General features: G+C 71.5%; 15 protein-coding genes. 2 read left to right on the plus strand and 13 right to left on the minus strand.

The window, feature by feature from the left end:
* Positions 1 to 44 precede the first annotated feature (44 nt).
* From VNR19_RS12485 to VNR19_RS12530, 10 genes are all read right to left on the minus strand, one after another.
* On the minus strand, positions 45 to 797 hold the full coding sequence (locus VNR19_RS12485) for a hypothetical protein (RefSeq protein ID WP_325727228.1): 753 nt from the start codon (positions 795 to 797) through the stop codon (positions 45 to 47).
* A complete protein-coding gene (locus VNR19_RS12490) occupies positions 794 to 2422 on the minus strand; it encodes a serine/threonine-protein kinase (RefSeq protein WP_325727229.1) in 1629 nt (542 codons plus the stop codon). Before VNR19_RS12490 ends, VNR19_RS12485 begins: the two co-directional genes overlap by 4 nt.
* On the minus strand, positions 2419 to 3654 hold the full coding sequence (locus VNR19_RS12495) for an FHA domain-containing protein (protein WP_325727231.1): 1236 nt from the start codon (positions 3652 to 3654) through the stop codon (positions 2419 to 2421). Before VNR19_RS12495 ends, VNR19_RS12490 begins: the two co-directional genes overlap by 4 nt.
* The gene (locus VNR19_RS12500; protein WP_325727233.1) at positions 3654 to 4490 is read right to left on the minus strand and encodes a PP2C family protein-serine/threonine phosphatase; all 837 of its coding nucleotides are present in this window, start codon (positions 4488 to 4490) and stop codon (positions 3654 to 3656) included. The genes VNR19_RS12495 and VNR19_RS12500 overlap by 1 nt, the downstream gene beginning before the upstream one ends.
* Positions 4487 to 5782 carry an RDD family protein gene (locus VNR19_RS12505; protein WP_325727235.1) on the minus strand — a complete coding sequence of 432 codons (1296 nt, stop codon included), beginning with the start codon at positions 5780 to 5782 and terminating at the stop codon, positions 4487 to 4489. Before VNR19_RS12505 ends, VNR19_RS12500 begins: the two co-directional genes overlap by 4 nt.
* A complete protein-coding gene (locus tag VNR19_RS12510) occupies positions 5779 to 8274 on the minus strand; it encodes a transglutaminase-like domain-containing protein (protein WP_325727237.1) in 2496 nt (831 codons plus the stop codon). The genes VNR19_RS12505 and VNR19_RS12510 overlap by 4 nt, the downstream gene beginning before the upstream one ends.
* Positions 8271 to 9590 (minus strand): DUF58 domain-containing protein, encoded by a 1320-nt coding sequence (locus tag VNR19_RS12515; RefSeq protein WP_325033295.1) that lies wholly within the window; start codon positions 9588 to 9590, stop codon positions 8271 to 8273. The genes VNR19_RS12510 and VNR19_RS12515 overlap by 4 nt, the downstream gene beginning before the upstream one ends.
* Complete coding sequence (locus VNR19_RS12520; RefSeq protein ID WP_325033294.1) at positions 9590 to 10561, minus strand: AAA family ATPase; 972 nt, start codon at positions 10559 to 10561, stop codon at positions 9590 to 9592. The genes VNR19_RS12515 and VNR19_RS12520 overlap by 1 nt, the downstream gene beginning before the upstream one ends.
* Before the next feature lie 52 nt (positions 10562 to 10613).
* On the minus strand, positions 10614 to 16685 hold the full coding sequence (locus VNR19_RS12525) for an Ig-like domain-containing protein (protein WP_325727240.1): 6072 nt from the start codon (positions 16683 to 16685) through the stop codon (positions 10614 to 10616).
* 182 nt (positions 16686 to 16867) lie between these two features.
* Positions 16868 to 17545 (minus strand): DNA-3-methyladenine glycosylase I, encoded by a 678-nt coding sequence (locus VNR19_RS12530; RefSeq protein WP_325727242.1) that lies wholly within the window; start codon positions 17543 to 17545, stop codon positions 16868 to 16870.
* Between the two features lie 211 nt (positions 17546 to 17756).
* Between VNR19_RS12530 and VNR19_RS12535 the strand changes: the two genes are divergently transcribed.
* On the plus strand, positions 17757 to 18152 hold the full coding sequence (locus VNR19_RS12535; protein ID WP_325727244.1) for a glucose-6-phosphate dehydrogenase: 396 nt from the start codon (positions 17757 to 17759) through the stop codon (positions 18150 to 18152).
* Between the two features lie 122 nt (positions 18153 to 18274).
* Here the strand turns inward: VNR19_RS12535 and VNR19_RS12540 are convergent, their stop codons facing one another.
* Positions 18275 to 20380: an acyl-CoA dehydrogenase family protein gene (locus tag VNR19_RS12540; RefSeq protein ID WP_325727246.1), complete on the minus strand. Its 2106-nt coding sequence runs from the start codon at positions 20378 to 20380 to the stop codon at positions 18275 to 18277.
* 157 nt (positions 20381 to 20537) lie between these two features.
* Positions 20538 to 21386, minus strand: coding sequence for a helix-turn-helix transcriptional regulator (locus VNR19_RS12545; RefSeq protein WP_325727248.1), 849 nt, complete (start codon positions 21384 to 21386; stop codon positions 20538 to 20540).
* 112 nt (positions 21387 to 21498) lie between these two features.
* On the opposite strand from VNR19_RS12545, the gene VNR19_RS12550 reads away from it, so the two are divergent.
* Positions 21499 to 22206, plus strand: coding sequence for an SDR family NAD(P)-dependent oxidoreductase (locus tag VNR19_RS12550; RefSeq protein ID WP_325727250.1), 708 nt, complete (start codon positions 21499 to 21501; stop codon positions 22204 to 22206).
* A 63-nt stretch (positions 22207 to 22269) separates the two neighbouring features.
* Here VNR19_RS12550 and VNR19_RS12555 read toward each other — a convergent pair whose 3' ends face one another.
* Positions 22270 to 23322 carry a zinc-dependent alcohol dehydrogenase family protein gene (locus VNR19_RS12555; protein ID WP_325727356.1) on the minus strand — a complete coding sequence of 351 codons (1053 nt, stop codon included), beginning with the start codon at positions 23320 to 23322 and terminating at the stop codon, positions 22270 to 22272.
* Positions 23323 to 23406 lie beyond the last annotated feature (84 nt).

Raw genomic sequence — 23406 nt, forward strand, 5'->3', positions numbered from 1 at the left:
GCGTCAGCGGATGCGTGCGCTCGACGAGTGCGTGAGTGCGCGCATCACGCGTCGTCGTCGCCGTTCGCGTCGCGCTCCTCGTCGAGGAGCGGAAGGTCGTCACGCGTCACGAGGCGCGCCGAGATCGCGTGCTCGACGAGCCGCACGCGCCGGTTCGTCGCGAACGAGCGCACCCCGCCGCGGAGCCCGGGCACGCCGATGCGGTCGAGCTTGTCGCAGACGTTGTCGAGCTTGCGGTTGAAGCGCGTGAGCGTCCAGCCGAGGCGTTCGGCGGCCTGCGCCGATGTCGGCAGCTCGCTCATGCCCGTCCCCTCGCGGCGCAGCACGGGCTCGGCGAGGGCGAGGATCATGAGCTTCTGGCTCGCCGTGAGCGGCACCTCGCCGATCGTCGAGAGCCCGTCGGACTCGTCGTCGATCGTCTGCGTCTCGCGGAACGTGGGCTCGGCCGCGTGGATCGTCAGCTCGTAGGTCGTGGGTCCCGCGCTGAAGATCACGGTGGTCGCCGCGAACACGAGCGGAAGACGCGCCCCCGGCGCGAGCCACGCCTGCACGCGGCTGCCCGAGTCGGTCACGGTCGCCGACAGCCTGCTGCCGACGTTCGAGAGGATCCACAGCCCGTCCACCTGCTCGATCGTGAGGAACTGGCGGTGGAGGAAGAGGTTGTCGTCGATCGCGAGATCGCCTTCGCGTCCCACCGTGAAGGTCTGCGACGGGTCGACGTGGAAGATCTCGCCGGCGAACTCGATCGTGAGACGGTCGGTCCGCGGCTCGGTCACGCGAGGCTCGACGCTGTTCACGGTACGCATCCCTTCGCCGGATCGGAGGACTGTCCGTTCGTACGCACCACCATCACCTCGATGCACGTCGTGCCGGAGGGGTTGGCGGGAACGGTCACGGTCGGCTCGGTCACCGCCTCGAGCTCGGGCTCCTGGTCGGCGCGCGTCACGACCCCGACGAGGAACCGGTCGCCCTCCTGCGGATCGGGATTCGTCCACGTGAACTCGACGCCGCCGGCGGCCGGGGCGCCTTCGAGATCGGTCGGAGGGGCGACGAGGGCGGATATCGGATCCTTGGGCGCCGAGGTCGCGGGCGGGGTGGGCGCGGCATCCGGTGTTCCGCCCAGCAGGGCGGGAAGCGACACCGCCAGCACGACCGCGATCACGACGACGGCCGCCGCGGCGACCAGCCCGATCACGAGGCCCTTGCGCGAGGGGGTGGGCGGCGCGGGTGCCGGCTCGGCAGCATCCGCCGGCATCCGCAGGTTCGTCGCGTCGATGTCGTCGATGTCGTCGAACCGCCCCGGCGCGGGCGTTGCGACGCCCGGTACGGAGGACGGCACGGGAGGCGCCGAGTGAGCGGATGCGCGGCGAACGGTGTCGTCGGGGGCATCCGCGTACGGCGCGACCTGCTCCGGCTCGCGCCGCGACGGCGCCGTCGTCGCCGACGGACGTGTGAGACCGGCCGCGGGGTTCGTCTCGGGGTTGATGCTGACGACGCCGCGCACGCGCGTGAGGCCGTCGTCCTCGTCTTCGACGATCTCGTCGGTCACGCCGTCGTCGAGGATGTCGATCGGCGTCACCGAATGCGACAGCTCGATCTGGACCTTCTGGAGCGCACGGGCGAACGCGAGGGCGTTCTCGTAGCGGTCGGTCACCGACTTCGCCATCGCGCGCGCGAGCACCGCGTGCAGCGACGCCGGCACGTCGGGACGGTCGAGCGGCGGGAGCGGCGCCGTCTCGATGCGCTGGATGAGCTCGGCGGCGGTGTTGCGGCGCCCGGGCTGCTCGAAGGGCGAGCGGCCGGCGAGCAGTGTGTAGACGGTCGCACCGAGCGCGTACACGTCGGAGCGCACCTCGCTGCGCGGAACGTCGGCGAACGACTCGGGCGGCGACCACGGGATCGACAGTCCCGCCGACTCGGCCGCCGCGCTCGTCGTCGACGCGATGCCGAAGTCGGTGAGCGCCGGGCGGTTGTACTCCGTGACGAGGATGTTCGCGGGCTTGATGTCGCGGTGGAGGACCCCCGCGCGGTGCGCCGTCTCGACCGCCGCGGCGACCTGCACCCCGACGCGCAGCGACTCGGCGATCGAGAACGGCTCGCGGCGGTAGCGCACCTGGAGGTTCGGCTTCGGGCAGTACTCCATGACGAGGTACGGCCGTCCGTCGCCGGCGACCCCCGCCTGGTAGATCGTGACGATCGCCGGATGCGTCGAGAGCATCGCCATGACGTTCGCCTCGGCCGTGAACTCTGCGACCGAGCCGCTCGACATGCGCTCGGTGAGCAGAACCTTGACGGCGACGCGTCGCTTCGGCAGGTGCTGCTCGTACAGGTACACATCGGCGAATCCCCCCGAGCCGAGCACGTCGACGTACGTGAAGCCGGGCAGCTCGGGAGGCGCCTGCGGAGTGCGCTTCGCGTTCACGAGATCCCCTCGACGGTGACCGTGACCCCGTCGCCGAGGTCGATGACATCCCCCGGCACGACGACGGTCGGCTCCCCCGGGTGCAGCCGCACCGGGTCACCGCCCGGACGGACGAGCGTCGTGCCGTTCGTCGTGCGCAGGTCGGTGGCGACGATGCTGTCGCCCTCGACCCGCAGCTCGATGTGGCTGCGCGAGATGTCCTGCTGGGGGCTGTCGACCGCGACGAGGTGCGGAAGGTCGGTGCCGGTCACACGGGTCGCACGCGGGCGGCGGCCGATCACGACCGTGCGGTCGAGAAGGAGCGTCTGGCCGGTCGACAGCCGGATGCGGCCCGGCGCGGGAGGCCGCGGGGCGGCGAGCGGCGAAGGCACCGAGTCGACGATGCCCTCCGTGCGCAGCGCACGAGCCTGGGCGACCGAGATCGTCTCGCCGTCATGGTCGCCCTCCACCGTCGGCGCGGGGGCCGCGCCGCCTACGGGACGCGCGATGGTCTCGCCCCACAGTTCGTCGTCTCCGACGGCGGGCTCGGCCGCGGCGACCGCGGCGGCGGATGCCGGAGCGATCGTCGACTCCGACGGGAGCAGCGTCTCGACCATCGAGCCGTCGAGCGGGACCGAGGCGATGACGGGGCCCTGCGGCGCGCCGGCCGCGGCGGCATCGCCGTCCTCGGCGGCCGGCTCGGCGACCGCGGCCGGGGTCGCCTGCGGGACGACTTCCTCGGCCGGGGTGTCGGCGGGTGCCGGCTCGGCCCCGGCCGCGACCGGTTCGGCCGGGGCGGCGGATGCGGCATCCGGCACCCACTCGACCGTCGACGCGAGCACCACACCGTCGGCGATCGGAAGCCCCGGGTCGTCGTCGCGCTGGGCCGTCGCCGAGGTGCGGAGTGTCACGTGCGAGACCTCGACGAGCACGCGCTCGGTCCACGTGGTGACGCCGGCGCCCGAGATCGTCTCGCGCCCGGCGGCCGTGTCGACCTCGAGCACGAGCGAGCCGCGGACCGCGACGCGCAGCGACGTGCCCTCGGCAAGCGCGACCGCGAACGGAGGCAGCGACGCGAGCGATGTGCCGAACGTGCCCGTGAGCGCCTCGAGCACCGCCGCGAGCCCGCGGCCCTCGGCGACCTCGGTCCAGATGCGGACGGCGAGCGCGGGCGGCGTGTCGGCCGACAGGGCGACCGCACCGCGGCGGGTGACGGCGACGGGGATCTCGCCGGGTCGATAGTGCACCGACATCAGAAGCCTCCTCCTGCGACCGCGCGCGGGAGCGTGTCGCCGTCGATGTGATCGGCGACCGACTCACCGGGCAGGGTGTCGTGTCCTGCGCGGGGCGCGCGCGAGTGTACACGGACGGCGTCGACGACGAGCGCCGTGATGTTGTCGCGGCCGCCGTGCAGCATCGCCTCGTGCACGAGTCGCGTCGCGGCGGCCTGAGGATCGCGCTCGGCGAGCAGCACCCTGCGGATCGCGTCACTGTCGAGCTCGCCCGACAGCCCGTCGGAGCACACGAGGATGCGGTCGCCCTCCTCGGCGGGGATGAGCCAGTAGTCGGGTTCGGACTCGCTGCCCGCACCGATCGCGCGCGTGATGACGTTGCGGCGGGAGTCGCGCGTCGCGGCGGCGGCGTCGAGCTCACCGCTGTCGATGAGCTCCTGCACGATCGAATGGTCGACGCTGATCTGCTCGAACTCGCCGTCGCTCAGGCGGTATGTGCGGGAGTCTCCGAGGTTGATCGTGAGCCAGTAACCCTCACCGTCGATGTCGGCGATGACGACGCCCGTGAGGGTCGTGCCCGCGCCCGCGCCCATGCCGGGCGGCAGCGCCTCGACGCGGCGGCGCGCCTCCGCGAGCGTCGCATGCACCTCGTCGATCGTGAGGCTCGCGCGTCCGGCGAGCTTCGAGAACTCGTCGATGACGGTCGCGCTCGCGATCTCACCGGCGGAGTGCCCACCCATCCCGTCCGCCACGAGGAAAAGCGGCGACGACGCGATGAACGAGTCCTCGTTGACACGGCGGCGCAGGCCCGGGTCGGTCGCCGACCCGTGCACCACCGTCACCGGAGACTGCGTCATGAAGGCTCGCTCACCGTCGCGCTGCGGTCCCCGAACTCGAGGCGGTCACCGGGGCGCAGGTTCGTCTGCTGACCGGGAAGAAGCGGATGCCGCATGCCGTCGCGCACGAGGACCGTGCCGTTCGTCGAGTGGCGGTCGACGATCCACGCGCCCGCGTCGTCGCATCCGATCTCGAAGTGCGTCTTCGACAGGGAGAGCGTCTCGTCGCGCACGGCGACGCTCACGGCGCCCGGCTCGGCGGCGGGATTGCGGCCGTACAGCGTGCGCCCGTACACGGCCATGCGGCCGCCGTCGTCCCACGTGAGCACCGCGATCGCACGCGCGTCCGGGTCGAGGGCGGGCCGCGGGACCGCGAGTGTCGACGTGCGGTTCGGACGCGCCGCGAGCGTCGCGTCGAGCTCGTCGCCGGAGGTCGAGTCGGATGCCGCATCCGCACGCGGACGGTCGCCGGTGATGCCGGGGACGTGCGCGATCATCCCCGTTGACGGCACGACGACCGCGGGAGCGGCCTGCGGTGCCGGAGCGGCCTGGGCCGCGGGAGCGGCTTTCGCCGCGGGAGCGGCCTGCGGTGCGGGGACCGGCGGGCGGGGCGGAAGCGGCGGGCGGGGCGGGACGGCTCCCGAGTACACGGGGGCCGCCTGCGCCGCGGCCGCACCCGTGAGGACGTGGCCGGTCGGGGCGCTCGACGATCCGCCGGCGGGCGCGTGCGGTTGTGCGGCGAACCCGCGGGCGGGGGTGGGCGCGCCGACGGGTGAGGCGAGCCGCTGGACGGGGGCCCCGACGCTCGCCACGGCGGTCGCGGCGGCAGCGTGGGCCTCGGCCTCGTCGCGGTCTACCACGACGGCGGATGCGACCTTGTCGTGCCACCCCTGGCGACGAGCGCTCGAGTCGAAGAGCGGTGAGAAGTAGCCGACGACGATCGAGCCGGCGAGGCCGAACACGATGTTGCGCACGAGCGCGCGCCAGAATCCGATGGGAGCACCGGTCGCGGCATCCGCCAGTCTGATGCCGACCAGGCGCTGGCCGATCGATCCGCGCACGCCCTGCATCGCCGTGTACACGAGGCCCCACGCGAGCGCTGCGAAGCCGATGCCGACGTACATGAGGAGGCCCGTCAGGGCGAGCGCGGTCTGGGTCCACGCAGGACCGATCGCGAAGATGATCGCGGCGCACACGCCGACGAGCACGAGCGAGATGCCGAACGCGATCGCGACGTCGATCACGTAGGCGCCGACGCGGCGCGCGATCGTGGCGGGCACGGCGGCCGTTGCTGCGGGGGGCGGGTTGGTCATGCGGTCTCCGCGGGTTCGGAAGGGGTGCGGGAATCGGCGGCGGTGCGGGACCGGCGCGACGACGTGGAGGCCGACGCCCGTGCCGCGGCGAACGGACGGGCGAGGGCGAAGCGCGTGCCGGCCAGCAGCGAGCGCAGCGACAGGCGGGCACGCACGCGGCGCCAGAACGTCGTGCGGCTGCCCATCGTGCCGACGATCTCCTCGACCTGGCGCCAGAACTCGTCGACGTCCTGCTGCGTGGGCTCGGTCGGGCCGAACACCTGCGCGTCCGCGCGGTCGGCGAGGGTCGTGACCGCCGGCTCCTCGAGCGTGGTGCGGACGAGGACCGCGTCCTCCTGGCGGGTCGCGCCGACGCGCACCGGCGTGCCGTAGTCGACCGCACGATCGACGAGCTCGTCCCACCCGCCGCTGATGCGGTCGGCCGCGCGCTCCGCGTTGCGGCGCTTACGGCGACGCGCCGCCTTGAGCGCGCCGATCACGATGATCGGCGACGCCAGAAGCGCGAGGATGCCGAGAGTCGCGGCCGTGATCGACACGATCGCCCAGATGATGGCGCCGATGCCGTCGTCGCCCTCCTCGGGCTCGCGCTCGTCGGGGATCGTCGGGGGCAGGTCGACCGGCTCCTGCTGCGGCGGCGGGGGCTGCAGCACCTGCGGCTTGGGATCGGCGCGCGGCTTGGTCTCCTGGTCGCTGGGCACCTGGTCCTCCGGCGGCGTCGGGTCGAACGGCACCCAACCGACGCCGTCGAACGCGACCTCGACCCACGCGTGCACGTTCTCGCCGTTGGCCTCGAACACGGGCTCATCGGCGCGGTCGTCGTCGGGGTAGAACCCGAGCACGACGCGGGCCGGAATGCCGAGCTCACGTGCGAGCAGCGCCATCGCGACGGCGTACTGCTCGTCGTCGCCCACCATCTGCTCCGAGCCGAGCAGCGACGTGATGCGCTCGGCCCCGTGGCCGGCGCGCGAGAGCGGCTGGCCCTCGAGCCCGTGGCTGAAGAAGCCCTCGGTCGACAGCATCTCCTGGAGCGCGCGGACCTGCTCGATCGGCGTGGACGCGTCGGCCGCGGCATCCGATGCGATCTCGGCGAACTCCTTCGGGACACCCTGCTGCTTCGGAAGCCGAACCGGCGCGAAGCCCACACCCTCGAGCGCCTTGTCGCTGGGCACGGAGGGCACGACGACGTCGAGGTCGTACGCGTCGCCCTCCTGGAGCGCGGCCGTCACGACGGCGGTCTGCGTCTCGGCGTTGTAGTGGGCGGAGCGGCGCAGGTCGTCGGCGCGGTCGCCGTCGAAGCGGACGGATGTCAAGGAGCCGACCTCGGGCATCCACACGCCTTCCAGCTCGCCGATCTCGACACGCACCGACGCCTCGGTGCCCTCGACGGTGGGCGACATCGTGTCGCGCATCGGCACGAACGCGCTCGACGATCCGGGACCCTCGTCTGACACGTTGTAGACGGTGCCCGAATAGGCGTCCATCGCCGCGAGGCGCACGCGCGCACCCTCGGGCAGTCCCGTGACCGTGAAGAGCGTGTCGGCGGGGTAGTCGCGCACGATCGAGCGGAACGATTGCAGCGGACTCGGGTATTCGCGCACGTCGAACGGCGGGATCACGACATCGCGCAGGACGTACCGGGGCGACGCAGGCGCGGCGAACCCGCTCGTGGCGACGCCCGCGACGACCGCGATCGCGATGACGCCCGACCCGAGCAGCGCGCGGCGCGCAGAGCCGCTCCTCGCGGCATCCGCTCCCCCGTCCGCGCTTCCGAGCGACACGGCGGCCGATGACGGGGCCCACGCCTCGCGGAGCGCGAGCCACACGACCGCGACCACCGCGAACACGATGCCCTCGACGACGGGGATCGCCGGCTGCGACGTGCCGAGCGCGATCTGCGTCGCGAGGTACGCCGCGGCGGGAAGGAGAGCCCATGCCGCGTGGCGCAGGCGCAGGCCGAAGCCGGCCGTGAGCGTCGCCGCGACGAGCGACAGCAGGAACGGGACGATGAGGAACTGCTCGGATGCCGGGACCGGCGCGAACGTCGTGAGCAGCTGCTTCCACGACGTGACGATGCCGGTGCCGAGCTGGATCCACGACTCGAGCGTGGGGATGACGCCGAGGATCGTCGTCTGCGGGACGGCGAGCGCCGGGCTGAGCAGGAAGTACGCGAGCACGACGAGGCCCGCCTGCTCGAGCACGCCCCATCGCAGGCGCGCCGCGAACGCGGCGACAGCCAGGCCCACGAGCGCTCCGCCGACCGCGGCGGGAAGGTACGCGGGGCCGCCGAACGTGGGCCAGAACCCGGCGATGGGCACCGCGACGAGCAGCGCGGCGGCGGCGAGGTCGAGCACCCACCGGCGCGTGGCGGTCGTCGCGTTCGCCCGCCGCTCCGCCGCGCGGCGCGTGCGCTGCTCGCGGCGGCGCGCGGCCTCGGCGCGAGCCTCCTCGCGCTTCTCCCGCTCGACGACGGGGGCGTCGTTCGGCGCGCTCATGCGAGCACCTTCCGGAGGGCGGCGGGGAGCTGGTCGAGCTCGCCGATCGTGACGACATCCGCCTCGCCCACGCGGCGCAGCGACGGGGTGGCGCCACTGTGCGTGACGATCGCGAGCACGCGCGCCCCGAAGGGGACCCGCCCGCACGCGGCGCGCAGCTTGGCCGGGTTCACGCCCGAGCCGCACACGAGCACGACGATGCTCGCGAGCTCGACGGTCGCCACGAGGGCGGTCGTGAGGTCGAGGATGTCGCCGTCGCGCGGCTTCGACGGCTCGAGCGCCGACAGCGCGTCGAGGAGGCGCTTGCCCGTCGTGGCGGCCACCGAGCGGCCCTGCACTCGCAGGTCGACGCGCCGCGAGTCGCGCACGGCACGGAGGCCGAGGGAGCCGGCGGCCGAGATCGCGAGCTCGAACTCGTCGGTGTCGCGATAGTCCGACGGATTGCACGACAGGCCGATGACGAAGTGCGAACGGCGCGTCTCCTCGTACTGCCGAACCATGACATCACCCGTGCGCGCCGACGAGCGCCAGTGCACGTGCCGCAGGTCGTCGCCCGGCTGATACTCGCGCAGCGCGTGGAACGACACGTCGTCGCGCGAGAGGTCGCGCGCGGTGAGACCCTCGAGGTCGCGGACGAACCCGAGCGACTGCCCCTCGAAGCGCACCGTCTTGGGGTGGACGAACAGGTCGACGGGCTCGTCGCGACGGTGGACGCGCTCGAAGAGACCGAGCGGATCGCCGCGCACGACGCTCACCGGACCCACCGGCAGCACCGCGCGACGCGACGTCGGGATCGCGAAGAGCTCCTCGACCGACTCGCCGGCGGCGAGGCGGCCCACGTCGAACACGCCGCGACCGGCGCCGACCGGGAGCACGACGCGCGACGGCAGGATCGCCCGCCCACCGGGGTTCGACAGCGTGAGCGCGCCGACCGCGCGCTCGCCGACCACGACGTGCGTGCGGTTGAGATCGAGCGACACGTCGTAGGCGGTGCGTCCGATGAGGAACAGCGCGCACAGCGCCAGCACGAACGTGATGACGACCGCCGCCACGGTGAGCTCCCACCAGCCGAGCACGCTGCCCGCGATCCACAGGGCGATCGCCGCGACGATGAGCACCCACGCGATGGGGCGGATGACTCCCGCGACCGACCGCGCGCGGCGCAGGACCGCTGCGGCGACGGGCGCCGCGGCATCCGTCCATCTCGCCTTGCGGTCCCCCGCGGGCGCGCCCACGGCGTCCTCGCGCACCGCTGACGCGCTGCGCGGGGACTCGTTCTGCGTGGGCTCGGCCGACGCGAGGGTCGCGGAGGTCATCAGGCGGCGGCCCTCGCCTGCGGTGCGGGGACGCTCTCGAGCGTGCGGGCGATGACGGCCTCGGCGGTGGTGCCCGAGAACTCGGCTTCGGGGTCGAGCACGAGACGGTGGGTCCACACCGGACCGACGAGCGCCTTGACATCGTCGGGCGTCACGAAGTGTCGGCCCTGCGCGGCGGCCCAGACCTTCGCGATGCGGATGAGCGAGAGCGAGCCGCGCACCGACACGCCGAGGTTCACAGAGGCATCCGCGCGCGTGGCCTCGGCCAGCTGCGCCGTGTAGCGCAGCACCGCGGGCTCGACGTGCACCGTCGCGGCGAGGTCGGCCATGTCGGCGACGGCGCCGGTCGTGATGATCGCGGGGAGGTGCGCCGACGGGTTGCGATCGGCGGCGCCGGCGAGGATGCGCTCCGCCACCGCGAGGTCGGGATAGCCGATGCTCGTCTTCACGAGGAAGCGGTCGAGCTGCGCCTCGGGCAGCTTGTACGTGCCCGCCTGCTCGACGGGGTTCTGCGTCGCGATGACGAGGAACGGACGGCCGACCTCGTGCGGCACGCCGTCGACGGTCACACGCGACTCCTCCATGACCTCGAGGAGCGCCGACTGCGTCTTGGGCGACGCCCGGTTGATCTCGTCGGCGAGCACGATCGACGCGAAGACGGGACCGCGGTGGAACTCGAAGCGGTGCGCCTGCTGGTCGTAGATCGTGACGCCCGTCACGTCGGACGGCAGGAGGTCGGGCGTGAACTGGATGCGCGAGCTCGTGCCCTGCACCGTCGCCGCGAGCGCCTTGGCGAGGCTCGTCTTTCCGGTGCCGGGCGCGTCCTCGAGCAGCACGTGGCCCTCGGCGAGCATCGCCGCGAGCACGAGTCCCACGACCTCGCGCTTGCCCATGAGGGCTCGGTCCACGTTGTCGACGAGGCGCGTGAAGGTCCCCTGGAACCAGGCGGCCTGCTCCGGTGTCATCGTCATGGTCATCTCTCTCGTATCGCTGTGTCTGTCGTCGTCGGTATCCGTGCCGGCCCTACCAGGTCGTGCGTTTGGAATCGCCCCAGCCGTGGATCGTCACCCACACCTGCTCGCCGTTGTCACCGAAGTAGCAGCCGAGCTGGATGGTGCCGTTCGCCGGGAGGTGGTACGTCCCGCCGCCGGCGAACGGGGTGCCGCCGTACGGGCCGGTCGCGTTGCAGGAGATGCGGTAGTCCCCCGCGGGGAAGTTCTGCGTCGTGACCGTCAGGTAGGCGCACTGCGTGCTCGTGCACGTCGGACTGTTCGTCCGACTGCCCTTGCCCGCCTGCGCCGACGCCTGGGGTCGCTGCGCCGTCGTGTCGGACGCCGACCGCACGGCCGACACCTGGCCCTCGCTGTCGTACGCGCGCACCTGGATCGTGCCCTTGAAGTCGTAGCCGTGGTTGATCGTGCGGTTGCCGTTGAGGGAGACGTTCTCCCACCCGTTGCCGTTGATGTTGATCTGCACGCGCTGGATCGGTCGGCCGTTCGGCGCAGGAGCGCTCCAGCTGTACGTGATGCTCTGACCGCTCGCCTTGGCGCCCGCTCCCGGTGTGTTGACCGGTCCGTACGGGATCTTTCCCGCCGACGACGCCGACGGGGCGCCGTCGTAGCGCACACCGTCCATCGACGTGTACGCGCGCAGGCGCACCTGGTACGTCGTGCCGTTCGTCAGACCCGTGATCGTCGACCCGTTGAAGGCCTGCCAGCCGCCGCCGTTGAGCGAGTACTCGTACCGCAGCTCGCTCGCCGTCGCGCCGTTTCCGGCACCCGGCGTGTAGGTGACGTTGAGCCTGCGGTCGCCGGGGGTCACGCCCGTGATCGTGGGCGCACCGGGCGGGGTGAAGGCACGGCGAGGTGCGGACTGCGCGCCCCACTCGCCCCAGCCGGCCTTGTTGCTGGCCCGGAGCCGGAACGTGTAGTCCGTGGTCGACGTGTCGACGACGACCGCCTGGCTCGTCTGCGTGGCCGGGATGCCGGGGATCGTGCTGACGACCGAGCCGCCGCGCATCACCTGCAGTTCGTACCCGGCGATGGGTGCACCGTTGTTGGCGGGCGCCGCCCACGAGACCTGCAGCTGCGCCTGGTTGCCGACCGGCTGGAGTCGCTGGGTCGACGGGGCGGCCACGGGCTCGGGCGCACGCGCGGGGATCTCCGTCGCCGACCACGCACTGTAGCTCGAGGCATCCGGCGCCCGGTTGTGCGCCTTGACGCGCACCTGGTAGGCGGTGCCGTTCTCGAGGCCCTCCCACACGTAGGTGTTGCCCGTGATGTTGGTCTTCTCGGGGATGCCCGACGGAGGAGCGGGTGAGATCTCGAGCGTGAAGTACTCGACGGGCGAACCGGGCGTCGGCGGCGTCACCCACGCGATCGAGAGACTGCGGTCGCCGAAGCCCGTGATCGTGGGGGGCTGAGGCGTGTCGGGGCGCGCGTCGGGGCGCGCCGGCGGCGATGCCGGCGACGGGTCGGACGAGCCGACGCGGTTGACCGCGACGACGGTGAAGTTGTACTCGACGTTGTTCGTCAGCCCGTCGAGCGTGCACGTGGTGGCCGCGCAGTCCTTCGAGTAGTCGCCGCGCGTCGACGACACGACGTACTTCGTGATCGGCGCGCCGTTGTCGGCGGGCGGCGTCCACGACAGCACCACCGTGCGGTCCTGCACGCTCGACACGGACGGTGTGCCGGGAGCCTCGGGCCGGCCCTGCACCGTGACGAGGATGCGTCCTTCGACCTCGCGGTCGACGTCGGCCGTCGCATCCTGGATGCGGTAGCGCACGACCATCGTGCCGACGAACGTGCTGCTCGGACTCACCGCCACCTGGTCGCCTCGCACCTCAGCGGTGCCGTTGCCCGTCTCGACAGCGGCCGCGACGACCTTCAGCGGCCGGTCGGGGAACGGGTTGAAGTCGTTCGCCGTCACCGGAACCGTGATCGTCGTGCCCTGGTTCGCCTCGTCGATGACGTCGTCGTTCGCGGTCGGGAGCGTGCGCGTCGAGGCCGTCACCGTCACGACGACGTCGCCCTCGATCGGCTCGGTCTCGCCGTCGGTGACGCGCACCCGGAGCGTCGCCTGCGTGCCCTTCGGTGTGGCGGCATCCGCGCTGACGCTCAGCGTGCCGTCGGAGATCGACGCGCTCAGTCCGCTCGGTGCACCGCCCACGAGCGTGTACGACGCACGCGCGACGTCACCCGGGTCGGGGTCGGTCGTGAGGGCCCTCAGGTCGAGGCGGCTCGCCTCCTCGCCCGGGGCGACGGAGATCTGGCCGTTGAGGAACTCCGGCTGCTGATTGTCGGGAGGCAGCACCGTGACGGGGAGCGTGAGGGTGGCCTTGAGGCCGTCCGGGTCGTCGGGCCCGGTGCCGTCGGTCACCTCGAAGGTGATCGCGTCCTGGCCGAAGTACCCCTGCTCGGAGGTGTAGACGAGTGTCGTCTGGTCCTTCACGAGCTCTGACCCGTCGCCGTGCACGGCGGAGACCTTCGCCGCCTCCGTGATCACCGCACGCGTGCCGCGCGATGTGCGCACATGGTCGGCGAGCGGGATCTCGATCGTCTCGCCGCTGTTCACCTCGACGCCTTCCGTCGTCGCGAGCGTCGGCGGCAGCGAGTCGAGCGACGGCACGCGCACGAACGCGGTCGCCTGAAGGCCGTCGCGGTCGGTGATGCGGTACTGGACGAGGCGCTCCTCGTCGCCGATCTCGATGCGCAGGCGGCCGTCCGGGAGCACGCGGACGCCCGTGCCCTCCGCGGTGACCTCGAGGTCGGCGACCACGCCGTCGGGATCCTCGTCGTTGGCGAGCACCTCGAGGTCGACGGATGCGTCCTCCACGTCCTGCGGGAGGATGCGGTCGTCGCGCGCGATCGGCTTCATGAGCGGCACGTCGTCGGCGACCGTGATCTGGAGGACTCCGATCGCCTCGGCGCCGCGCACGTCGCGGATGCGGTACTGCAGCGACGTGACGACCTCGCTGCCGGGCGACGTGACCACGATGCGGTCGCCGAGGACCTCCGCCGACAGACCCGGCACGTCGGCCGTCTCGACGCCGTTGCGCACGAGCGTGATCTGGTCGCCGTCGGGGTCGGAGTCGTTTGCGAGAACGGGCACCGCGACCGATCGGCCCGGGCGCATGACGATCGCATCCTTCACCGCGTACGGCGCCTGGTTGATGGACCCCGCAGGGGCGATGCCGACGCGGATGGAGGCGGTCGCCTCGGCGCCGAGGCGGTCCCGCACGCGGTAGGTGAACTCGTCGACGCCGACCGAGTCGCCGACCGCCTGGTACTCGAGCCAGTCGGGGCCGACCTGCGAGATGCGGCCTTTCTCGGGCGCGGATGCGATGCCGAGGAGGTCCACCGAGTCGCCGTCGGGGTCGATCCCGTCGAGCGGGATCGCGATGCGCACCGTCGCGCCGCCCACGACGCGGGCCGTCAGCTCCTCCGGCCGCGGCGCCTGGTTGGTCTCGGGGGTCACCGGAAGCACTTGGATCGTGATGTACCCCGCGTCCTTCTGACCGGTGCTGTCGACGACCTCGTACGTCGCGTAGACGATGCCCGGTTCGTCGCCCGCGCGGAAGCGCACGGTGTCCTGGGCGACGAAGATCTCACCGTCCTCGGGCTCCGGCAGCGGCTCCACCAGCTCCGAGGCGAGGTGCATCGTGTCGCCGTTGGGGTGGTAGTCGTTCTCGAGCACCGGGATCGTGACGACGTCGCCCGCCCGAACGACGACGCGGTCGTCGTTCGCGACCGGCGGCCGCAGCTTCGACGGCGCGGGGATCGGTATGACGACGACCTCGCCGTCGGCGCTGTGCTTGCCGTTGGAGATCGTGTACTTCACCGTGACCTGCTCGGCGAGCGCGCCCTGGTCGGTGATGCGCAGCGTCTCGTGGCCGAGCACCGACACCGAGATGCCGCTCGACTGCTCGACCGTCACCGACTGCACGACGAGGATGCCGCCCGACGGGTCGGAGTCGTTCGCGAGCACGTCGACGAGCACCTCGCGACCGCTCGGGAGCAGCGCGACGTCGCGCACCGCGATCGGCGGCAGGTCGGTCTCCGCGTCCTCGAGCACGTCGACACGCACGACGCCGGGGGCCGACAGCGACCCCGCCGACACGAGGTACTGCACGTAGTAGACGCCCGGCTGCTTCGCGGAGAACGCGAAGCGCCCGTTCGCGTAGTCGGGCGACAGCGATGCGCCGGGCGTCTCGTCGACGCGCGTGAGGCGCAGCGGCTCGCGGCTCGGGTTCGTGTCGTTCGCGAGCGGCGAGACCGTGACGGACTTGCCGGCGCGCACGACGACGTGGTCGGCGTTCGCGACGGGGAGTGTCGAACCGGGCGGGCGCACGTCGAAGCGCACGACTCCCTCGGTGACCTCGCTTCCGTCGGACACGGAGATGACCACGTCCTTGCGGCCCTGCGTCGGCCCGAGCGCGCGATAGGTGATGCGGCCGTCGGCCGTGAAGTCGGCCTCGTCGCCCTCGGCCGGTGTGACCGACCTCAGGAAGACGTCGTCGCCGTCGGGATCGATCCAGTCGGGCAGCACGTTGTACGACACGACGCCGCCGGACTCGACCGCGATCGCCGTGAGGCGGTTCTGCTTCGGCGCGCCGTTGATGCTCCAGTCGTGCACGGTGAGCTGCACGTTCGCGCGCGCGCGTCCGCCGCGGCCGTCATCGGCCTCGTACTGGAAGGTCGTCGTGCCGGTCGCATCCTCCGGGACGGCGATCTGCAGACCCGAGCCGTTGTTGATCGACTGCACCTCGCCGAACGACGGCCCCTGATCGGGGATGGTGACGGTGAGCACGTCGCCGTCGGCGTCGGAGTCGTTGTCGAGCACCGGCAGCATCGTCGTGCGGCCGGGGCGGACGCCGAACTCGTCGTCCACTGCGACGGGCGGGGTGTTGATCGCGGACCGCTCGGGGAGAGTCGTCTCGACGGTCTCGTCGGTCGTCTCGTCGTCGTTCTCGTCGGTCTCACCCTCGGGCGGAGTGATGTCCTCCCAGTTGTCGACCTTCTGCAGGTCTTCGCTCGCCATCCACGCCGCGCCGCCGATGACGTCGTTGAGCACGATGACGTCGCGGTTCACACGGAACCTGAGCGACGCATCCGGATTGGCGCCGGGCACCGTCGTCGACTGGTCGTCGGCCTCGCCGACGCAGTCGCGCACGAACGCGGTCGACCCCGACCACACACCGTACGCGCAGCCCTCGAGGAAGACCGGCTCGGCCGGGGTGCCCTCACCCTCGGCCTTCGTCTCGGTGATCTCGGAGCCGTCGAGCGGAACCCGCAGCAGCGCTTCGCGAGAGGCGACCATGACGGCGTCGTTCGGCTCGGAAGGAGCCTGAAGCACGGATGCCCCATCCACCGCGAGTTCGGCGCGCAGGCCCTGCGTGCTCCAGATCGTGCGGCTCTCGTTGTCGAGCACGATCGGGACGTCGCCGACGACCGTGATCGAGGCATCCGCCTCCTTGCCGAGCCCGTCGAGCGAGGCGCGCTCGGGCTCGGCAGGATCACCGTCGCCGCCCATGCGGATCGTGACGACCTCGCCTGTCGCGGGTGCGACGGCGTAGACCGTGCCGTCGAGGCCGACGACGACGTCGGCGCCCTCGCCGAGCTCCGCCGCCGGCTCGTTGCCCGCGACCTCGAAGCTCGCGACCGCCTTCGCCGGCAGCACCCACAGCGAGCCGGCGCTCGGGTCGAGGATCGCCAGGGTCGAGCCGCCCAGCGCGACGTCGGCGCCGCCCGGCACCTGCGCGTTGTCGCCGAGCACGACCATCGCGGGGTCGACCGCCGTGACGGACGAGCCCGCCTTGTCGACGACGAGCACGTCATCGCCGGACTGGAGGATGTCGTACTCGTCGCTGACCGTGCGCAGCCCCGAGTCGAGCACGCGCGACTCGTGATTGAAGTGACCGACGAGCAGACTCGACTGCTTGGTGACCCACACTCCCCCGTCGTGCAGGTCGACCTCGGTCGTCGGGAAGCCCTCGTAGAGGAACGCCATCGTGCTGATCGCCACCGCGCCGGCCGTCACGATCCCCGCGGATGCGAGGGTGCGCGGGCGCGCGCGAAGCCACGACGACGCTTTCACGGGGTCCTCTGCCTCCTCCAGGCGGGATAGACGACGTGCGTGGCGACGGGCGAGGTGATTCGGCTCACGACGAAGGGGGGAATGGGCGGGGGAAGCACCCAGCCTAACCCGGGGATCGCCGATCTGACGAGCCCTTTCCACACGGCGGTGATCTCCCGCGCCGCCCGATCGCCTCGGTCAGGCTACGTCGCGGCGGGCTCGGATCTCGATGGGGACAAATCCCCACGAACCGCGACGGACGAGCCGGATGCCGCACGCCAGCACCCCTCGACGTGGTCGTCGACCATGCCCGCGGACTGCATGAGCGCGTACATCGTGGTGGGGCCCACGAACCGGAACCCGCGCGCGAGAAGGGCCTTGCTCATGGCCTTCGACTCAGGCGTCGTGGCGGGGACCTCGGCGAACGAGCGGGGCCTCGGCCGGGCATCCGGTTGCGGCGCGAACGACCACATGAGCTCGTCGAGTTCGCCCTCGGCCATCTCGGCCACGACCCGCGCGTTCGAGATCGTCGCGAGGATCTTCGCCCGGTTGCGCACGATGCCCGCGTCGGCCATGAGCCGCTCGACGTCGTCGTCGCCGAACCGTGCGACGATCTCGGGATCGAAGCCCGCGAACGCCTCGCGGAACCGAGGACGCTTGCGCAGGATGGTGATCCACGACAGCCCCGCCTGGAAGCCCTCGAGGCTCATCTTCTCGAACAGCGCGCGATCGCCGTGCAGCGGCGTTCCCCACTCCTCGTCGTGGTAGCGGCGGTATTCCGGGTCGGAGTCGGCCCATCGGCAACGCGCGACCCCGTTCTCGTCGACGGCGACATCGAGGCTCACGCCGCCCACGCTAGCGGCGCGCGCCGACACCGACATCGGCCGTCCTGGAAGCGCGATCGAGGGGACCGCGCCCCGAACGCGATCCCCTCGCGAAGCATGCGTGCACTGAAGCCCTTGCGCACGCGGCCTCACCACTGTCGTGTCGCGAACGGACGGATCGTCTCAGACAGGGCCGGAGACGGCAGCGGCTCGAGTCGCTTACCGTTGAAGGGCGGGTGCGCCCCCGGCACCGCACGAGAGGAATGTCATGAGGATCGTCGCGTCGTCCGACTGGCGGGACGCCATCCCGTTCGAGACCCCCGTCCTTGTGGCCGACGTCGTCCCCGGCGACCCGACGCGCTGCTTCACGTGCGGCGCCGACTCCGAGCCGCGGCCGCGCACCGAGCTGTGGGCGGTCAAGCACCGGCATCCGAAGAACCACGACGGGTTCGTGCGCTTCTACTGCGCCGAGCACCGCCCGGTCGTGGTGCGGCGCGAGGCTCCGACGGCTGCCGCGCCGCGCGCGAAGGCCCGACCGCGTGCCGAGCGCGCGCCTGCGCGCCGCACCCCGAGCACTCGCGATGTCACGCGGGCGATGTGCCCGAACTGCTTCGTCGAGGTGTCGGCGAGCGGCGAGTGCGGCATGTGCGGCTGGTCGGAGTGACCGGCCGCCGCTTCCGCCCGACTGCCCGCTCAGACGAGGGAATGCCGCGAAACGAGGCCGCCGTCGGCGGATGAGCCCTCGTCCCGCGAGATTCCCTCATCTCGCGGCGCCGACGCGTGGCGCTACTTCTTCTTGAGCGACTTCTCCGACACGGGCATCCGTCCCGACGCCTTCAGCGCGCGGTAGTACTCGCGCGCCTCGTCCTGGCGCTGCTGCTCCGCGCCCGACGCGATGGGCGCGCGCACGTGCTCGGGCTCGAAGCCGTAGGCGTCGACGAGGTCCTGCGCGTGCGGGCGGAGGCGGGCTGCGAGGCGATCGATGTAGCGCGAGACGGATGCCGCGCGCTGAGTCGACAGGCGTCCGTTGATGAGATACCACGCGAGGTGCTTCTCGATCAGGTGCATGCCGAAGAGGTCGCGCAGCCAGATGAGGACCTGCTTCGTGCCCTCGTCCGAGATGCGGTGCACGCCGTCGGTGAACGCCTCCCACTGCAGCAGCTCGGCGTGCGCGCGGGCCGCTTCGATGAGCTGGGCCTGGTGGGCGTTGAACAGCTCGGCTGCTTCGGCCTGCGAGAGCTTCGACGCCGGGCGCAGCGCAGCCGCGAGATCGGCGACCATCTGCTGCACGCGGCCGGCGAGCAGCTCGTGCTGCTGCTCCTCGCGCAGCCCGAGCTCGACCGAGCGAGCCGTGGAGCCGAGGTCGGCGACCGCCTGCCCGAGCTGGCGGAGCCCCGCACCGTGGAACACCTTGCCGGCGGTCTGGCCGACGGCGTAGCGCGCGAGCTTCGCCGCATCCGCCCCCTTGAACTGCTTCGCGAAATCGCTCAGCAGGCGCTTGCCGACCAACTGCAGGAGCACGTTGTTGTCGCCCTCGAACGTGACGTACACGTCGAGGTCCTGGTGCAGGCCGACGAGGCGGTTCTCGGCGAGGAAGCCCGCGCCGCCGCACGCCTCGCGCGCCTCCTGGATCGTCGCGAGCGCGTTCCACGTGCTCAGCGGCTTGAGCGCCGCGGCGAGCGTCTCGAGGTCCTCGCGCTCGTCGGGCGTGTCGGTGCGGCCGGAGAACACGCCGTCGAACTTCTTGAGCAGCTCGTCGTGCGCGAAGAACTGCGCGTAATTCTGGGCGAGGAGCGGCAGCAGGCGGCGCTGGTGCTTGCCGTAGTCGAGCAGCACGACCTCGTCGGTGCCGGTGCCCGAGTCGAACTGGCGGCGCTGGTTCGCGTACGTGATCGCGATGTGGAGTGCGAGTGCCGTGCCGACCGTCGCCGCGCCGTCGAGCGAGACGCGGCCCTGCACGAGCGCGCCGAGCATCGTGAAGAAGCGGCGGCCCGGGCTCGCGATGTCGCTCGTGTAGGTGCCGTCGGGCGCGACCTGCCCGTAGCGGTCGAGCAGATTGAAGCGCGGCACGCGCACGTGGTCGAACGCGAGGCGACCGTTGTCGATGCCGTTGAGACCGCCCTTGACGCCGTCGTCCTCGCTCTTGATGCCGGGCAGCATGTCGCCCTCGTCGTCGCGGATCGGCACGAAGAAGCAGTGCACGCCGTAGTTCACGCCGTTCGTGATGAGCTGCGCGAACACGGTCGCCGCCTTGCCGTGCAGCGCGGCGTTGCCGAGGTAGTCCTTGTACGCGCCGCGGAACGGCGTGTGGATCTCGAACTCCTCGGTCTCGGGGTCGTACGTCGCCGTGGTGCCGATGGACGCGACATCCGACCCGTGGCCGGTCTCGGTCATCGCGAACGCCCCCGGCAGGCTCAGGTCGATGACGCCCGGGAGCCACGTGTCCCAGTGCTTCTTCGTGCCGAGCTGGTAGATGGCCGAGCCGAAGAGGCCCCACTGCACGCCCGACTTGATCTGCAGGCTCGGGTCGCCGAGCACGAGCTCCTCGAAGCCGGCGAGGTTGGCGCCGTTGTCCTCGAGGCCGCCGTACTCCTTCGGGAAGGCGCGGCGCGAGCCGCCGTGCTCGACGAGCAGGTGCAGCTGGCTCAGCACGCGCTCGCGGTGCTCGGGCATCGGCTGCCCGTCGATGCGCCAGAACGCGGGGTCCTTGATCATCTCGCGTGCTTCGCGGCGGGTGTCCGCCCACGTTCCGAGCAGGAGGTCGGTCACCGAGGCGACGTCGATGCGCGGTTCGGATGCCTCGGCTGCGCTGTGCGCGGCGGTCGGGGCGCCTCCGGCGGGCGTGCGCTTGCTGGTGGCGGGCTTCTTGATGCGGACGGCGGCGTCTGCCATGGGTGATCACCTTTCGGCATCGATAGGGGAAGTCACTCTGACGGTAGGACTCCCACAACTCCGCGCAAAGTCGATTGGACATGTTGTACAACGCATCCGACGACCGTCGACCCGGGAGGTTGTGCGGTCCCGACAGGGCGACGTACAGCCGCGCGACTCATCGTGCGGTGAACTGCTGGGTCCCGAGGGTGATCGCGAGCTCGAGGCGACTCTCGTCCTCGCTGCCCGGCTCCGCCGTGTAGATCATGATGCGCAGGTCGTCGCCCGCGACGATGAGGGTGTCGCAGTCCAGCTCGATCGGCCCGACCTGCGGATGGTCGATCACCTTGCGGCGTGCGGGCGGGTGATCGGTCGTGCCGCTTCCCGACCGCCACAGCTCGGCCGCCCGCGGGCTGGACTCGACGATCGACTGGACGAGCTCCGCCACGCGCGGATCGTCGGGATAGTGCGCCGCGGCCGCGCGGAGGTCGGCGACGAGCTGCTCGGTGAGGCGATCGCGTTCCTCGGCCGACATCCGCACACGGTTCGGAAGCCCGTGCAGGTATCGCCACGCCGCGTTGCGCTCCAGCCCGGACCGGCGCGTCGTGTCGCCCATCAGCGCGTTGTACGCGGGGTTCGCGGTGACGAGCGTCCATGTCGCGTCGAAGACGACAGTCGGCGTGTGCGTGAAGCGATCGAGGAGCCGCTGCACGCTCGGGCTGATGCGCGTCGGCACGATCCCCGGGCCCGGCACCGTCAGCCCCGCCAGGTGGAAGAGCACCTCGCGCTCGGCGTCGGCGAGCCGCAGCGAGCGTGCGAGCGCTTCGACGACCTGCGGCGACGGAGTCGTCGCCCTCCCCTGTTCGAGGCGGGTCAGGTAGTCCACGCTGATGCCTGCGAGTCCGGCCAGCTCCTCGCGACGCAGCCCCGGCGCGCGGCGCCGTCGCCCGACCGGGAGACCCGCCTGCTCAGGGGTCAGCCGATCGCGCCAGGACCGGATCGCCCGGCCGAGATCCCAGGTCGCCACGGAGCCATTATCCGCGCGTCTCCGCGGGCTGGCGCCGCTCATCCTGGCACTGTCAGTCTCAGGAAAACCGGGGACCTGGCTGAGGAATCGACTTCCGGTGAAAGTCGAAGACATGACTACCACATTCATCACCGGAGCGAACAAAGGAATCGGCAAGGAGACCGCGCGGCAGCTCATCGCCGCCGGACATCGCGTCTTCCTCGGCGCACGCGACGAGGAGCGCGGACGTGCGGCGGCCGCGGAGCTGGGCGCTGAGTTCGTCCAGATCGACGTGACGGATGAGGCGTCCGTCGCCGCCGCGGCCGACACGATCGCGGATGCCGGAGGGATCGACGTGCTGATCAACAACGCGGGCGTCGAGCCGCGACTGCCCGACAACAGCATCCCGTCGCCCGTCGACACCACCGCGGCCGACCTGCAGGCCGTGTTCGACACGAACGTGTTCGGGACGATGCGGGTGACCCACGCGTTCCTGCCGATCCTCCGTCGTTCGCCTGCGCCGGTGATCGTCAACCTGTCCAGCGGTCTCGCCTCGATCTCCATGCTGAGCGATCCGCAGAGCTACACGCACTTCTACCAGGGCATCGCCTACCCGGCGTCGAAGGCCGCCGTCAACGTCATCACGATCCAGCTGGCCAAGGCGCTGCCCGAGATGCGCATCAACGCGGTCGAGCCCGGGTACACGAAGACGGACCTGAACGGCAACACCGGAACGCAGACCGTCGAGGAGGCCGCCGAGATCGTCGTGCGCATGGCGCAGGTCGCGCCTGACGGCCCGACCGGCACGTACGTGTCGAAGCACGGTCCGATGCCCTGGTGACGGATGCGGCGACCGCGGTGAGCGGGCCGGGGCCGGATGGCGGCCCCGGCTCATCCGTCCCGATCACGCCTGGATGACGACCTTGAGGGCCTTCGTCTCGGCCGCTCGGCCGAACACGTCGTACGCCTCGAGGATGTCCGCGAGCGCGAACTCGTGGCTGGCGAACTTCGCCGCCGCGAGCCTGCCCGACTCGACCATCTTCAGGAGCATGTCCGTCGTGTCGGTGTTGACGAGCCCCGTCGTGAGCGTGATGTTCTGAATCCACAGGTCCTGGATCGGAAGCTCGACCGGCTTGCCGTGCACGCCGACGTTCGCGACGACGCCCCCAGGACGCACGATGTCGAACGCGAGTCCGAGCGTCGGCGGAACGCCCACCGCCTCGATCGCGACGTCGACGCCGAGTCCGTCCGTGAGCGCGAGCACGCGCTCCTTCGCCCCCTCGCCAGACACGACCGTGTGGGTCGCGCCGAACTCCAGAGACTGCTGCAGCCGGTTCTCGTCGAGGTCGACCGCGATGACGCGCGATGGCCCGTAGAGCTGCGCGGTCATGATGGCCGCGAGGCCGACCGGACCGGCGCCGATGACCGCGACGACGTCACCTGGCTTCACGCGGCCGTACTTGACCCCGATCTCGTGGCCGGTGGGCAGGATGTCGCTGAGCATCACGGCGTCGCGGTTCGACACCGAGTCCGGCAGCTTGTAGACGGACGTCTCGGCGTACGGCACCCGGACGAACTCCGCCTGCGTCCCATCGATGAGGTGACCGAAGATCCAGCCGATGCCGGATGCGCCCTCGTCGCCGAGGCAGTGCGAGTAGACGCCCTTCTTGCAGAACTCGCACCGGCCGCACGCCGAGATGCACGAGATGAGCACGCGGTCGCCGACGCTCAGCGTCTCGACGGCGTCGCCCGTCTCGACGATCGTGCCGACGCCCTCGTGACCGAGGATGCGGCCGTCGGCGACGGCGGGCACGTCGCCCTTGAGGATGTGCAGGTCGGTCCCGCAGATCGTCGTCGTCTCGATCTTCACGATGACGTCGGTGGGCCGCTGGATCCTCGGCTTGGGGATGTCCTCCCACGACTTCTGGCCGGGTCCGTGGAACACGAGTGCTTTCATGGTCTCCATACGGGCGACGGTATGCCGGGCGGATGCGGGGGTCGGGGGTCTTTGGTCCCTTTCCCGCCGCGAATGCGGATGTCG

Origin of the sequence: Microbacterium sp., assembly GCF_035556355.1 — a bacterium.
Lineage (GTDB): Bacteria > Actinomycetota > Actinomycetes > Actinomycetales > Microbacteriaceae > Microbacterium.